We start from the raw sequence: 13,969 nt of genomic DNA on the forward strand, positions 1-13,969 counted from the left end.
GTCGGGGTCGGGGAGGCCGTGGCGGTGGGGGTGGGGGGTGACGCCGCCGCCGAGGCCGAAGAAGAGGGCGTCCCGGTAGGTCGAGCAGATGGTGTCCAGGAAGTACGAGGTCGCGGTGCCGCACTGGTCGGCGGCCGAGCCGGGGTCGACCGGCGTGCCGTGGCCCATGCCGGAGACCCGGTAGAGCCGGACGGCGTCGTTGCCGTACACCTCCAGGCTGGTGCCGCCGGTCAGCGACGCGGTGCTGGTCGGGGTCTGCGACACACCGAGCACGTTGGTCCACTGGTCGCGGGACTCGGTGGCGTTCATCGGCACCACGGTGGTGTCCGAGGTGCCGTGCCAGATGGCGACCCGGGGGCGGCGGCCGGTGTAGCCGGAGTAGGCGTTGCGGACCAGGTCGCCCCAGGCCGCCGGGCTCTTGTCCACCCCGGTGTACTGGCAGGTGTTGGTCGACGCCGGCGGCGAGCAGCGGTAGGGCAGCCCGGCGATGACCGAGCCGGCGGCGAAGACGTCCGGGTAGGTGGCGAGCATGACCGAGGTCATCGCCCCGCCGGCGGACAGTCCGCTGACGAAGATCCGGTTGCCGTCGAGGCCGTAGTTGGTCTTGGCGTGGTCGACCATCTGCTTGATGGACAGCGCCTCGCCCTGGCCCCGGCTGATGTCCCCCTCGACGAACCAGTTGAAGCAGCTGACCGACTGGTTGGCGCTGGACTGCTGGGGCACGATCAGGGCGAACTTCCACTGGTCGGCGTACTTCTGCCAGCCGGAGTTGGCGAAGTAGCCGGCGGCGTTCTGGGTGCAGCCGTGCAGCAGCACCACGGCCGGCGCGTTGGCCGGCAGCCCGTCCGGGCGGTAGGCGTACATGGCGAGGTTGCCCGGGTTCGAGCCGAAGCCGGTGACCTGGGTCAGCGTGGCGGCCTGGGCGGGCACGGCGACCGCGACCAGGGCGGCCGCGGCGACGACGGCCCCGGCCAGCGCCCCGGCGAGCCGGGCGAGGACGGATGGGGAACGGTGCACGGCGACCTCCTGTTGCGGTGTGTGAACTGGGTCACCCCCGAGTTGCCGAGACGTTACGTCCGTGTTTCAGACCAGCGACATGGCCGCCGCTCACACATTCGCCGTCGCCGATGTGGCGGTCGGGGGCCCGGCACCCCGGACCCCCGACCCGACCCTCAGCAGTTGCGCAGCTCCGGACTCTGGTTACGGATCTGCGCCAGCGGCGAGACGAACTGCCGGTGGGCGTCGCCGCCGACCAGCGCCGGCGGGAAGGCCGCCACCCGGTGACAGTTCTGGAAGGCCAGCGTCACGTTGAAGTGCCGCTCCAGCCCGCCCCGGATGGCGTCGCTGGCCAGCGCGCGCAGCAACTGCCCCCGCTCGACCTCCGAGGGTGGCGGCACGGCGTGCTCGGCCATCCGGCCGCCGTCGGCCGCGCGCGCGGCGACGTCGGCGACCACCGACCAGGCGTACGGCAGGGACCGCCGGACACAGTCGACGAACTCCTCGTCGTCGACCCGGCCGGCCTCGGCCCGCTCCAGCAGGGCGGTGGGTACGTCGAGAGACATGGTGCTCCTCCGATCTGCGCACTGACGCGCGATCTGCGCGATGGCGCGACTCCTGCAATTGGAAGTCATTTCCAACAAGGAATCAAGGTTCCGCGTCCGACCGGCTTTCGTGTCTGAGCGGTGCCGCCAGATCCGGTTGGTAACGTCCGCTCCGTGCCGACCTCCCCGACCCTGGCCGCCGACCAGCCGCCCGCCGCCGCACCCGCCACCGGCCAGGGTCGCCGGGCCGATCTGAGCGTGGTGCTGGCCGCCGTGGTGCTGGCCGTCTGGGTGACCAGCGGCCTCTGGCGCGACCCGAACAGCCGGGCGATCACGGTCAACTCCAGCGACCAGGCGCTCTTCGAGTGGCTGCTCGCCTTCGGCGGGCACGCGCTGACCCACGGGGAGAACCCGTTCTTCACCCACCTGGTGAACGTCCCGGACGGGGTGAACCTCGCGGTCAACACCTCGATCACCGTCTACGCGGCGGTCTTCGCCCCGCTGACGTACCTGATCGGGCCCCCGGCGACGTTCCTGGTGATCCTCACCCTCAACCTGGTCGCCACCGCGCTGGCCTGGTACTGGCTGCTCTCCCGGCACCTGGTCCGCAGCCGGCTGGCCGCCGGCGTCGGGGCGCTGTTCATCGCCTACTCCCCCGGCATGGTCTCGCACGCCAACGCGCACCTGAACTGGACCGCCGGCTGGCTGGTGCCGCTGCTGACCTGGGGGGTGTTCGCGCTGCGCCGGCCCGGCCGCTGGCTGCGCGGCGGGATCCTGCTCGGCGTGCTGGTCGCGGTCGCCTTCTCGATCGCCGCCGAGGGGCTCTTCTTCACCGCGCTGGCGCTCGCCGTCTTCCTCGCCGTCTGGGCGCTGCACCCGGACCGGCGGGCCGAGGCGCGGGCGGCACTGCCCACCTTCCTGCGCGGGCTCGGCGTCACCGCGCTGGTGGCGGGGGCGCTGCTGGCGTACCCGCTCTGGCTGCACTTCGCCGGCCCGCAGCGCTTCCACGGCACCGGTTTCGACGCCGTGATCCACTCCGAGGACATCGCCGCGTTCGGGGCGTACCCGCAGCGGTCGCTGGCCGGCGCGGCGGGCCTGGGCACCAACCTGGCCCCCAACCCGACCGAGGAGAACTCCTTCTTCGGACTGCCGCTGCTGCTGCTCGCCGTGGCCTGCTTCGTGGCGCTGTGGCGGCGGGCCGACGCCGGCCGCCGGGCCACGCTGGCCGCGCTGGGTGTCACCGCCGCGCTCTTCGCGGTGCTCTCCTGGGGGTCGCTGGCGAAGTGGGACGGGCGGCGCACCGACCAGCTGCTGCCGTTCGGCGTGCTGGACGGCTGCCGGTGGTCAACGCCGCGCTGCCGTCCCGGCTGGCGCTGGTGGTCGCGCCGGTGATCGGCCTGCTGCTGGCGTACACCGTCGACCAGCTCCGGGCCGACCCGCCCCGGCGGCGCGTGGCGACGGCGTGGGTCGCCGGCTTCGCGGTCGCGCTGGTGCCGCTGCTGCCCACGCCGCTGGCGACCAGCGCCCGGCCGCCGGTGCCGGAGTTCATCGCGGCCGGGACCTGGCGGCAGCACGTCTCGCCCGGCGGGGTGCTCACCCCGCTGCCGCTGACCCTGGACGTCACGCCGGACGGGCAGCGCTGGCAGGCGTACGCGCTGGCGCACCGGCAGGGCGAGTTCCGCATCCCGGCCGGCTTCTTCCTCGGCCCCGGCGGCCCGGACGGCCGGGGCCGGATCGGCCCGCCGCCGCGCACCTTCGACATGCTGATGGACCAGGCCGGCCGCACCGGCCTGGTGCCGATCGTCACCGAGGGCAGCATCCAGCTCTGCCTGGCCGACCTGCGGTACTGGGGCGTCGAGGCGGTGGTGCTGCCGGACGAAGTGCACGGGGCCAAGTACGACCTCGACGAGGACGCCCTGCGCCGCACCGCGACGGCCCTGCTCGGTCCCCCGCGGCGGGTCGACGACGTCTGGCTCTGGGAGGTTCCCGCCGCCCGACGCGACGAGGCTCACCCCCGGTGAGCCCCGGGTGCGGGTTTAGGCTGGTGGGGTGACCGCGACGACTTCCGGCCTGACGGCCGTCCGCGCCGGCCTGCTCGACTACCAGGCCGCCTGGGACGAACAGCGCCGCCTCCACGAGTCGGTGGTGGCGGGCGAGCGCGGCGACACCGTGCTGCTGCTGGAGCACCCGAGCGTCTACACCGCCGGCAAGCGCACCGAGCCGTGGGACCGCCCGATGGACGGCACCCCGGTCGTCGACGTGGACCGGGGCGGCAAGATCACCTGGCACGGGCCGGGCCAGCTCGTCGGCTACCCGATCCTGCGCCTGCCGGACCCGGTGGACGTGGTCGCCTACGTGCGCCGCACCGAGCAGCTGCTGATCGACGTCTGCGCCGAGTTCGGGCTGGCCGCCGGCCGGGTCGAAGGGCGCAGCGGCGTCTGGGTGCCCGAGGACGACCGGGGTCCGGCCCGCAAGGTGGCCGCCATCGGCATCCGGGTGGCCCGTGGGGTGACCCTGCACGGCTTCTCGATCAACTGCGACTGCGACCTGACGTACTTCGACCGGATCGTGCCGTGCGGCATCCGCGACGCGGGCGTCACCTCGCTCACCGCCGAGCTGGGCCGACCGGTCAGCGTCGCCGACGTCCTTCCGGTGGTCGAGCGTCGCCTGCCCACCCTCATCGAGGTCTGAGAACCTTTTCCGGCCCCGGATGTCCCGCGGGACGCCCGCCCGATCGTCCCTATGGTGGAGTCGGCCACCAGCGCCGGCACCGACCTGAGGCCGGCGACCGGCGCCGGCCCGGACGCGAGGAGCGGACAATGCCCACCTACATCGCGCTGACCTACACCGCGGACGTCGACTGGACCAGCCCCGAGCACGCCGACGAGATGGCGGAGTACCAGGAGTTCGGTGCGGCCGCCCGAGCGGTCATCCGGGGCGGCAGTGCGCTCTACCCGACGGCCACCGCGACCACCGTGCGGGTCTCCGGCGGCAAGGGCGGCGACGTGCTCACCAGCGACGGCCCGTACGCCGAGACCAAGGAGGCGCTGACCGGCTTCTACCTGCTGGAGTGCGCGGACCTGGACGAGGCGGTGGCGACGGCCGCGGCAATCCCCGCGGCCTGGAACGGCGCGGTCGAGATCCGCCCGGTCATCCCGCTGTCACCGAACGATGCCGACCGGTGACGCGGTAACCGCCACCGGATCCGGCGCGGCGGCCGACACCGCCACCGAGACGGCGGGGGGCGCTGATCCGGGCCGAACGGGCCCGGATCCTCGCCACGCTGATCCGGGTCACCGGCAGCGTCGACCTCGCCGAGGACGCCACCCAGGACGCGGTGGTGCGGGCCCTGGAGACCTGGCCGCGCGACGGCGTGCCGGAGAACCCGCGCGGCTGGCTGCTGGTGGTGGCCCGGCGCCGGGCGATCGACCTGCTCCGCCGCGAGGCCCGGCGGACCGGGAAGGAGGCCGAGGCCGTGTCGCTGCTCGACCCCGCCCCCGACCCGCCCGAGGTGGTCCGGGACGACCTGCTCCGGCTGGTCTTCACCTGCTGCCACCCGACGCTGTCGCTGGACGCCCAGGTGGCGCTGGCGCTGCGGACCCTGGGTGGGCTGACCACCGCCGAGGTGGCCCGCGCCCTGGTGGTTCCCGAGGCCACCATGGCCAAGCGGCTGACCCGCACCAAGCAGAAGATTGCCCGGGCCGGGATTCCGTACCGGGTGCCGGCGGCCGAGGAGCTGCCCGGCCGGCTGGCCGGCGTCGCCGCCACCGTCTACCTGATCTTCAACGAGGGCTACGCGGCCGGCGCGGGGGACGACCTGATCCGGGTCGGGCTGGCGGACGAGGGACTGCGACTGGCCCGGCTGCTGGTCGAGCTGATGCCGGACGAGCCGACCGTGCTCGGCCTACTGGCGCTGCTGCTGTTGCAGGACTCCCGACGGCGGCCCGGGTCGCCGACGACGGCCGGCTGCTGCTCCTGGCCGAGCAGGACCGCTCGCGCTGGGACCGGGCCACGATCACCGCCGGGGTCGAGCTGGTCGGCCGGGCGCTGCGCCGCACCCCGGACCGCCCGGACCGGTACGTGGTCCAAGCCGCCATCGCCGCCTGCCACGCCCTCGCCCCGTCGTACGCCCGGACTCCGTGGGACGCCGTGATCTCCTGGTACGACGTGCTCCTCACCGTGCACGACACCCCGGTGGCACGACTGAACCGCGCCGCGGCCGTCGCCGAGCGGGACGGCCCCGCCGACGGGCTGGCCCTGGTCGACGCGATCGACGCGCTCGCCGGCTACCCGTGGTGGCACGCCACCCGCGGCGAGCTGCTGCACCGCCTCGGCCGGGCGGGCGAGGCGGCTGCGGCGTACCGGGCGGCGCTGGCACTGGGCCTCAACGGCCCCCACGCCGGGCACCTGGGCCGCCGCCTCGCCGAGCTGTCGGGCTGACCGGCTACCCTCGGGCGGTGCGGATGGATCTCGTCACCCTGGTCGTCGCCGAGTACGACCCGGCGATCGCCTTCTTCACCGAGGTGCTCGGCTTCGACCTGGTCGAGGACTCCCCCTCGATGACCACCGACGGACGCCCCAAGCGGTGGGTCGTCGTCCGCCCGCCCGGGGCGCAGACCGGCCTGCTGCTCGCCCGCGCCGACGGCGAGCGGCAGGAGCGCGCCGTCGGCGACCAGGTCGCCGGCCGGGTCGGCTTCTTCCTCCAGGTCGACGACTTCGACGCGGTGCACCGGCGGATGGTCGACGCGGGGGTCGAGTTCGTGCGACCGCCGCGCACCGAGCCGTACGGGCGGGTCGCCGTCTTCCGCGACATCGCCGGCAACCGCTGGGACCTGCTCGGCCCCGCCTAGCCGCACGGCGTCCGACCGTCGTACCCCGGCTCTACGGTGATGCGATGACGGACAACGACACCCCCTGGGAGCCGCCCCTCGCGGGCACCGAGGTCGCGCACCTGGTCGGCGCGCTGGACCGCCTGCGTACGACCTTCCGCTGGAAGGCCGACGACCTCGACGCGGCCGGGCTGCGGGCCCGGTCGGCGCCTCCGCGCTGACCCTCGGCGGCCTGCTCAAGCACCTCGCGGTCGTGGAGGACGACATGTTCACCGTCCGGCTGAGCGGCGCGCCGCTGGGCCCACCGTGGGACCTGGCCGCCTGGGACAGCGAGGCCTGGCCGTTCACCTCCGCCGCCGCCGACAGCCCGGACGAGCTCTACGCGCTCTGGGACGACGCCGTCGCCCGGTCCCGCGCGAGGCTGGCGGCGGCCCTCGCCGACGGCGGGCTCGACCAGCTCGTCCACGCCTCCGCCCCCGACGGCACCCGGGCCAGCCTGCGCCGGCTCGTCTGCGACCTGATCGAGGAGTACGGCCGGCACACCGGCCACGCCGACCTGCTCCGCGAGGCGGCGGACGGGCTGACCGGTGAGGATCCGCCGCCCGGGTGGCGCCCACGAGCGGGGCAGCCGATCCCGGGCAGCTGACGCCGACGAGGTGACGCCGGCCCGACCCCGGTCAGCCGATCGGCAGCCGGGTCAGCCAGTCCTGCCAGGCCTGCTCGGCGCGGGCCGGGTCCGGGTCGGCGGCGAAGAGGTGGTGCCCGAGCACCAGGACGTTGCCCCGGTCGGTGCCGGAGTGCAGGAACCGGTAGAGCGCGTCCGAGGTCCGTACGCCGAAGTACGTCGGCAGGCCGACGAGGTCGACCACCCCGTCGACCGGCGGCAGCCCGGGCAGCTCCAGCCGGACCGGCTCACCCCCGGTGACCGGGCCGGTCAGCCCGAACGCGCCGGCCACGGCGGCCCAGACCTCATCCGGTTCGCCCGCCCCGGGCCGGAACGCCGCGACCGGGGTGCCGGCCCGGCCGGCGAAGTGCGCCAGGTACGCCGCGAGCGTCCCCAGGTACATGTCCCAACCGGTCCGCATGGCCTCGTACTCGGTCTCCCAGTTGTCCCCGAGGACGCCGCTCTGCACCAGCCGCAGCACGGTGCCGCCCTGCTCGCGGCCCTCGATCAGGTACTCGATGGCCATGAAGGTGCCGTCCGGCCCCGGGTCGCTCCGGTACGCGAACCGCTTGCCGGGCTCCCAGGCCGTCACGGTCGACTCGGCGACCTCACCGGCCATGGTGAACCGGGTCCGGCCGCCCTCGCGGGGCTCGACCTCGCTGCGGCCCATGAACCAGGAGTCGATGCCCGGGCCGGTCGCGATCGCCGCCCACACCTGCTCCGGCGTGCCGGGCAGCGCGATGTCCTTGTCGAGTTCGAACGGGTGTCGCATGGTGGCGCCTCTCTCTGTGCGGTACGCGAAGTGGGTCGCGAGCGGGAATTCAGGGGGTGCGGGGCGGGGTGATGGTCAGGAGTCCTCGGCTGCGCCGGTCGGTAGGTCGACGCTGGGGTGCAGGGCGAGGACCACCCGGTGCCGCCGGCCACCGGGAGCCTGCTCGTCGTGATACCGGCTGACCAGGCCGGCGACGGCGGCCGCCAACTCCTCGGCGAACGCGGCCCGGTCCGTCGCCGAGGCGAACCGGACGTCGGCGTCCACGGCGAAGGTGGCGACCCGCTTGCCGGCCCGGTCCGCGCCGTGATCAGCGCGCCGACGTCCTGGACGAGCCGGGCGGCGAGCGCCAGCAACCACCGCGCGGAGAGCCGGTCGGGCGCCTGGGCCGGATCCGGGCGCACGGCGGCGAGCGCGGCCGGCGAGATGACGTACGACGCCGCGGTGGCGCGCATGACCCGCTCGGTCATGTTGCCCTTGCGGCGCTCCTCGACCAGCTCGATCAGGCCGTGCTGCTCCAGCGCCCGAAGGTGGTAGTTGACCTTCTGGCGGGCCAGCCCGACCCGGGCCGCGAGCATCGTCGCCGAGGCCGGCTCGGCGAGCGCAGCGAGCAGCCGGGCACGCACCGGGTCCAGCGACGCCTCGGCGGCCGCCGGGTCCTCGATCACTGCGATGTCGAACATGCCCCCAGCCTCCCACCGACAATATTTCTTGTCAAGACAATGCAAGTTGTCGGCGGCGGAGCCCGCTCCCCCATGCGAGGGATTGAGCAGTCGCTCAACCCGCGGCTACCGTTCGTTGAGCGACCGCTCAAAAGGGAGGCTGACGTGCGGGGCATCTACGTGGAGACACTGATCGACGCGCCGGTGGAACGGCTCTGGCAGGCGACCCAGGACCCGGGGGCGCACCGCCGCTGGGATGCGCGCTTCGGCCGGATCGACCCGGTGCCGGGCAGCACCCCCGCCCGGTTCCGGTACGCCACCACCGTGCTGCCCGGCGTGCGGATCGCCGGCCACGGCACGCACGCCGGTGAGCGGAACCGCCCGGACGGCACCCGCACCTCGGCGCTGCGCTTCGGCTCCGACGACCCGCGGTCGCTGATCGCCACCGGGTCCGGCTACTGGCGCTACCTGCCCGGGCCGGACGGGGTGCGGTTCCTGACCGGCTACACGTACGCCCCACGCTGGGGGCTCGCCGGCCGGCTGGCCGATCTCGCCTTCCGACCGCTGTTCGGCTGGGCGACCGCGTGGTCGTTCGACCGGCTGCGGCTCTGGCTGGAACGGGGCGTACCGCCCGAGCGCGCCCGGCGGCAGGCGTGGCGGGAGGTGGCCCTGCGGGCGCTCGCGGTGACCTGCGTCGGCGCGCTGGCCGCCCGGCTGGGCGCGGGAGGCGCGGGCGTCGCCGGGGCGGTGCTCGGCACGGCGCTGATCGCGCTGGCGGTGCCGCCCCACCCGCACACCCCGGCCGCCCGCCGGTGCCGACGCGGGCCAACGGACCGCCTCGCCGCCCGGACGCCGTCGCTGCTGGAGCAGCTGTGACCTCCGTCTTCCAGCGCGCCCTGGGCGCCGACTTCGACCGGCTGCACCCCCGACTGCGGCGCCGCTTCGGCGTCGACGGCCGTACCGACCTGGGCTGTGTCGGCACCGGCGTGATGGACCGGGTCTGGCGCGGCGCCGCCTTCACCGCGCCGTTCCTGCGGCTGGGCACCCTGCGACACGTGCTGTTCCCGGAGACCGGCACCGGCGTGCCGTTCACCATCGAGAACTACGCCTACACCGACTCGTACCGCCGCCCGACGCTGACCTTCGTACGTACCTTCGAGGTCGCCGCGCACCGCCGCCGCCGGTTCGACGCCACGATGGTGTGGAGCCCCCGGCGCGGCGTCCTGGTGGACTACCTGGGCACCCACCAGCACCTCGCGGTCGACCTGCACCTCGGCGTCGACGCCGCCGGGGCGCTGACGATCCGCAGCGGCGCCCAGCGCTTCCGCGGCGGGCTGCCCTGCCCGCCGGCGCTCAGCGGCGAGGCCAACCTGCGCGAGTGGTACGACGACCGGACCGGGCGGTTCCACATCGAGGTACGGGTCAGCAACCGCCACTTCGGGCCGCTGTTCGGGTACACGGGCAGCTTCACCGTCGACTACGTGCCGCCGGACGGGGCACCGGTGCCCGCCGCGGTGCGGCCGCTGCGGGAGAATCCCCGGGACTGACGGAGAGGATCCCCATGGCCGCCACCCGGCAGAAGCTGATCGACGGGGCGCTCGCGGCGATCCGGTCCCACGGCATCGCCGGCGCCTCGGCCCGCACGATCGCGGCGGCCGCCGGGGTCAACCAGGCCCTGGTCTTCTACCACTTCGGCACCGTCGACGCGCTGCTCGCCGAGGCGTGCCGCAGCGCGACGGCGATCCGGGTGGCGGCCTACCGGGACCGGTTCGCCGAGGTCGGATCGCTGCGCGAGCTGCTCGACCTGGGGCGCGCCCTGCACGAGCAGGAACGCTCCGCGGGCAACGTGGCGGTGCTGGCCCAGCTGCTGGCCGGGGCGCAGACCGACCCGACGCTCGCGGAGGCGACGGCCGCCGCGCTCGGGCTCTGGACGGCGGAGATCGAGACGGTGCTACACCGGCTGCTGCGCGACTCGCCGGTCGCCCCGGTCGCCGACCCGGCCGGGCTGGCCCGCGCGATCTCCGCCGCGTTCATCGGGCTGGAACTCTTCGAGGGCGTCGACCCGGCCGGCGCCCACGACGCGTTGGACGCCCTGGAACGCCTCGCCGTCCTCATCGAGGTCGTCGAGACCTCGGACCGCTGGCCCGGCGTACCCTGCGCGCCAGACTCCGCCCCCACACCTGACCCGCCCCGGCCCGGAACACACCGGGCGGGGCGGGGACCCGTCAGGGGGTGAGGCGGTGCAGGTCGCGGGGGAAGGCGGTGACCTCGCGGACGTTGGTGGCGCCGGTCAGCCGGGCGACGAAGCGTTCCAGGCCGATGGCGAAGCCACCGTGCGGGGGCATGCCGTGCCGGAACGCGTCGACGTAGCCGGCGTACGGCTCCACCGGCTCGCCCCGCGCGGCCAGCGCCGCCAGGTAGTCGTCGTACCGGTGCAGCCGCTGCCCGCCGGTGACCAGCTCCATCCCCCGGAAGAGCAGGTCGAAGCCGTTGGAGTAGGCCGGCCGCTGCGGGTCCGGGTGGGTGTAGAAGGGCCGCTTCGCCATCGGGTACCCGGTGACGAAGAGGAAGTCCGAGCCGTGCTCGGCCCGCGCCCACTCCCCCAGCGCCCGCTCGTGGGCGGGGGCGAGGTCCGGCTCGTCGGCCGGCGCGCCCGCGATGCGCAACGCCTCGGTGAAGTGCACCGCCGGGATGTCGGCCGGCACCTCGGGCAGCCCGATGCCGAGGGTCGCCACCGCCGCGCCGGCCCGCTCCGCCACGCCGGCCAGCATCCCGGCGAGGGTGGCGCGCAGCACGGCCATCACGTCCCGGTGGTCGGCGACGAAGCCCAGCTCCACGTCGAGCGAGGTGTACTGGGCCAGGTGCCGGACGGTGTCGTGCGGCTCGGCCCGGAACACCGGACCGACCTCGTAGACCCGCTCGAAGACGCCCACCATCAGCTGCTTGTAGAACTGCGGCGACTGCGCCAGGTACGCGGGCCGGCCGAACCAGTCCAGCGCGAAGACGTTCGCCCCGCTCTCGGTGGACGAGCCGACCACCTTCGGGGTGTGGATCTCCACGAAGTCACGGGCGTCGAGGGCGGCCCGGAACCCGGCCACCGCCGCCGCCGAGATCCGCAGCGCCGCCGAGCGGGTCGGGTGGCGCAGCGCGGTGGGCGCGTGGTCGAGCTGGGTGGGCAGGGTCGCGGTCAGCGTCGGCCGGTACAGGTCGAACGGCGGCGGCACGGCGGCCGGGCCGAGTGGTCGTACCGTCGGGTCGGTCAGCTCGACCCCGGCGGGCGCCGTCGGGTTCGCGACCACCGTGGCGGTGACCTCGACGACCGTCTCCTCGGTGAGCTTCTCCAGCGCGGCGCGGACGGCCGGGTCGGTGACCACGACCTGGCTCAGGCCGGCGGCGTCTCGCACGATCAGGAAGGCCACCGACTTGAGCAGCCGGCGGCGGTGCACCCAGCCGGCGATCCGGACGGTCCGCCCGACGTGGGCGGGAAGTTGGGTGGAGAGGATGCGTTGCACGGTGGTACCTCCTCGATCGATCGCAACGCGATCCCAGGGAGGTGTGGGCGAGCGGGAACCTCGCGGTGCCACCACACCTTCGCCCCCGCGAGCGGGGGCCTCGTTCGTCGCCTTTTCACCGGGGCCGGCCGGGCGGGCTCTACTGGGCGCGAACGCCGTTCTTCCCGCAGCTCAGGAGGGTCTTCGCGCCCCGGCGCCAGACCGCCTCCCAGCAACCGGCGGCTCTCTGCACTGGCGGGCCGGGGCCCTACTCGGCTCCGTCACAGCTCTGCGGCAGACGCTAGCACCACTGGCGGGAGGCGTGTGACTGGGTTTTTCGGCCCTCGGTGTCCGGTGTCACAACATCTGTGGCGTGACGCCGGTCGCCCGCGGTTCATCGACCGCCACCGCCGGGCGTAGTCTCGGTTTTGTGACGATCGAGCACTCCACGCCGACGACCGAGCAGGCCGGCCGTACCGCGACTGCCGCACCTGAGGGGCGGCGTCTGCTGCGGATCGAGGCCCGCAACGCCGAGACGCCGATCGAGCGCAAGCCGCCGTGGATCAAGGTCAAGGCCAAGATGGGCCCGGAGTACACCCAGCTGCGCGGCCTGGTCTCGCGCGAGGGGCTGCACACCGTCTGCCAGGAGGCCGGCTGCCCCAACATCTACGAGTGCTGGGAGGACCGCGAGGCCACCTTCCTCATCGGCGGTGACCAGTGCACCCGGCGCTGCGACTTCTGCCAGATCGACACCGGCAAGCCGGCCGAGTTCGACGCCGACGAGCCGCGTCGGGTCGCCGAGTCGGTCGCCGCGATGGGGCTGCGCTACGCCACCATCACCGGCGTCGCCCGCGACGACCTGCCCGACGGCGGGGCCTGGCTCTACGCCGAGACGGTCCGGCAGATCCACGCCCTGCAGTCCGGCTGCGGCGTCGAGCTGCTGATCCCCGACTTCAACGCGGTCCCCGAGCAGCTCGCCGAGGTGTTCAGCTCCCGTCCCGAGGTGCTGGCGCACAACGTCGAGACGGTGCCGCGGATCTTCAAGCGGATCCGGCCGGCGTTCCGCTACGAGCGCTCGCTGGACGTGATCCGCCAGGCCCGCGCCGACGGCCTGGTCACCAAGAGCAACCTGATCCTGGGCATGGGCGAGGAGCGGGCCGAGGTCTCCCAGGCGCTGCGCGACCTGCACGAGGCGGGCTGCGAGCTGATCACCATCACCCAGTACCTGCGCCCCTCCCCCCGGCACCACCCGGTCACCCGCTGGGTCAAGCCGGAGGAGTTCGTCGAGCTGCGCGAGGAGGCCGAGGAGATCGGCTTCGCCGGCGTGATGAGCGGGCCGCTGGTGCGCTCGTCGTACCGGGCCGGGCGGCTCTACAAGCAGGCGCTGGAGGCCCGCGAGGGCGTCACCGCCGCCGGCTGAGGCCGGCCGACGGCCGCGTCACCGGCCGCCGGGCCGCGCCCGGATGCCATGATCGCAGGCATGACCACCGGGGTACGCCAGGCGGCGCGCGACGTCACCCGCCCGCGCGCGCCCCGGTGGCCCGCTTGGCGCGCCTCGGCGGTGCTCGCCCTGCTGGTCGGCCTGGCCGGGGTGGGGTACCGGCTCGCGTTGCTGCTCGGGGACACTCCGCGCACCAACAGCGACGAGGCGACCATGGGGCTCGCCGCGCTGCACATCGCCCGCGGCGAGGACTTCCCGATCTTCTTCTACGGGCAGGCGTACATGGGTGCGCTGGAGGCGTACCTGGCCGCACCGCTGGTGGCGCTCGCCGGGCCCTCGGTGCTCGCGCTGCGGCTGCCGCTGCTCGCCCTGTACGCACTCTTCCTGCTGCTGAGCTGGCGGCTGACCCGCCGCCTCGGCGGGGACCGCTGGTTCGCGCTGCTGGTGGTCGGGCTGCTGGCGCTGGGCGCGGACCGGATCGTCAAGAACCAGCTCATCGCCGGGGGTGGCTATCCCGAGCTGAACCCGATCGGGGCGGGCCTGGCCCTGCTGACCCTCGACCTGGTCACCGG

Annotated in this window: 12 protein-coding genes and 6 pseudogenes; 12 read left to right on the plus strand and 6 right to left on the minus strand. The window is 74.4% G+C overall.

Annotated elements, in window-relative coordinates:
* Positions 1-1,017, minus strand: a pseudogene (locus tag JNW89_RS11890) (alpha/beta hydrolase family esterase); the annotation flags it as partial.
* Between the two features lie 155 nt (positions 1,018-1,172).
* Positions 1,173-1,562 carry an SCO5389 family protein gene (locus JNW89_RS11895; protein WP_238448961.1) on the minus strand — a complete coding sequence of 130 codons (390 nt, stop codon included), beginning with the start codon at positions 1,560-1,562 and terminating at the stop codon, positions 1,173-1,175.
* Positions 1,563-1,715: 153 nt separating this feature from the next.
* Between JNW89_RS11895 and JNW89_RS11900 the strand changes: the two are divergent.
* From JNW89_RS11900 to JNW89_RS11930, 7 genes and pseudogenes are all read left to right on the plus strand, one after another.
* Positions 1,716-3,562: pseudogene (locus tag JNW89_RS11900) on the plus strand (DUF2079 domain-containing protein).
* A 28-nt stretch (positions 3,563-3,590) separates the two neighbouring features.
* Positions 3,591-4,232, plus strand: coding sequence for a lipoyl(octanoyl) transferase LipB (lipB, locus tag JNW89_RS11905; protein ID WP_238448962.1), 642 nt, complete (start codon positions 3,591-3,593; stop codon positions 4,230-4,232).
* A gap of 128 nt (positions 4,233-4,360) precedes the next feature.
* Positions 4,361-4,726 (plus strand): YciI family protein, encoded by a 366-nt coding sequence (locus JNW89_RS11910; RefSeq protein WP_238448963.1) that lies wholly within the window; start codon positions 4,361-4,363, stop codon positions 4,724-4,726.
* Between the two features lie 86 nt (positions 4,727-4,812).
* Positions 4,813-5,981, plus strand: a pseudogene (locus JNW89_RS38705) (RNA polymerase sigma factor).
* A 23-nt stretch (positions 5,982-6,004) separates the two neighbouring features.
* Positions 6,005-6,391, plus strand: coding sequence for a VOC family protein (locus JNW89_RS11920; protein ID WP_255540716.1), 387 nt, complete (start codon positions 6,005-6,007; stop codon positions 6,389-6,391).
* 44 nt (positions 6,392-6,435) lie between these two features.
* On the plus strand, positions 6,436-6,591 hold the full coding sequence (locus tag JNW89_RS11925; protein ID WP_238448965.1) for a hypothetical protein: 156 nt from the start codon (positions 6,436-6,438) through the stop codon (positions 6,589-6,591).
* A gap of 32 nt (positions 6,592-6,623) precedes the next feature.
* Positions 6,624-7,016 (plus strand): DUF664 domain-containing protein, encoded by a 393-nt coding sequence (locus JNW89_RS11930; RefSeq protein ID WP_238448966.1) that lies wholly within the window; start codon positions 6,624-6,626, stop codon positions 7,014-7,016.
* A gap of 31 nt (positions 7,017-7,047) precedes the next feature.
* Here the strand turns inward: JNW89_RS11930 and JNW89_RS11935 are convergent, their stop codons facing one another.
* From JNW89_RS11935 to JNW89_RS38710, 3 genes and pseudogenes are all read right to left on the minus strand, one after another.
* Positions 7,048-7,806, minus strand: coding sequence for an SRPBCC domain-containing protein (locus JNW89_RS11935; protein WP_238448967.1), 759 nt, complete (start codon positions 7,804-7,806; stop codon positions 7,048-7,050).
* 75 nt (positions 7,807-7,881) lie between these two features.
* Positions 7,882-8,163 (minus strand): hypothetical protein, encoded by a 282-nt coding sequence (locus JNW89_RS11940; protein ID WP_238448968.1) that lies wholly within the window; start codon positions 8,161-8,163, stop codon positions 7,882-7,884.
* 173 nt (positions 8,164-8,336) lie between these two features.
* A pseudogene (locus tag JNW89_RS38710) lies at positions 8,337-8,486 on the minus strand (helix-turn-helix domain-containing protein); the annotation flags it as partial.
* 144 nt (positions 8,487-8,630) lie between these two features.
* Between JNW89_RS38710 and JNW89_RS11945 the strand changes: the two are divergent.
* The 3 genes and pseudogenes from JNW89_RS11945 (at position 8,631) to JNW89_RS11955 (ending at position 10,649) form a co-directional block, all read left to right on the plus strand.
* Positions 8,631-9,341 carry a hypothetical protein gene (locus tag JNW89_RS11945; RefSeq protein WP_238448969.1) on the plus strand — a complete coding sequence of 237 codons (711 nt, stop codon included), beginning with the start codon at positions 8,631-8,633 and terminating at the stop codon, positions 9,339-9,341.
* Positions 9,338-10,012: a DUF4166 domain-containing protein gene (locus tag JNW89_RS11950; RefSeq protein WP_238448970.1), complete on the plus strand. Its 675-nt coding sequence runs from the start codon at positions 9,338-9,340 to the stop codon at positions 10,010-10,012. Before JNW89_RS11945 ends, JNW89_RS11950 begins: the two co-directional genes overlap by 4 nt.
* A 14-nt stretch (positions 10,013-10,026) precedes the next feature.
* A pseudogene (locus JNW89_RS11955) lies at positions 10,027-10,649 on the plus strand (TetR family transcriptional regulator).
* 41 nt (positions 10,650-10,690) lie between these two features.
* Here the strand turns inward: JNW89_RS11955 and aspS are convergent.
* On the minus strand, positions 10,691-11,977 hold the full coding sequence (gene aspS, locus JNW89_RS11960) for an aspartate--tRNA(Asn) ligase (protein WP_238448971.1): 1,287 nt from the start codon (positions 11,975-11,977) through the stop codon (positions 10,691-10,693).
* Positions 11,978-12,386: 409 nt separating this feature from the next.
* Between aspS and lipA the strand changes: the two genes are divergently transcribed.
* Complete coding sequence (gene lipA, locus JNW89_RS11965; protein WP_088960998.1) at positions 12,387-13,376, plus strand: lipoyl synthase; 990 nt, start codon at positions 12,387-12,389, stop codon at positions 13,374-13,376.
* Positions 13,377-13,436: 60 nt separating this feature from the next.
* Positions 13,437-13,969, plus strand: a pseudogene (locus JNW89_RS11970) (DUF423 domain-containing protein); the annotation flags it as partial.

Source organism: Micromonospora sp. 4G55, assembly GCF_016803375.1.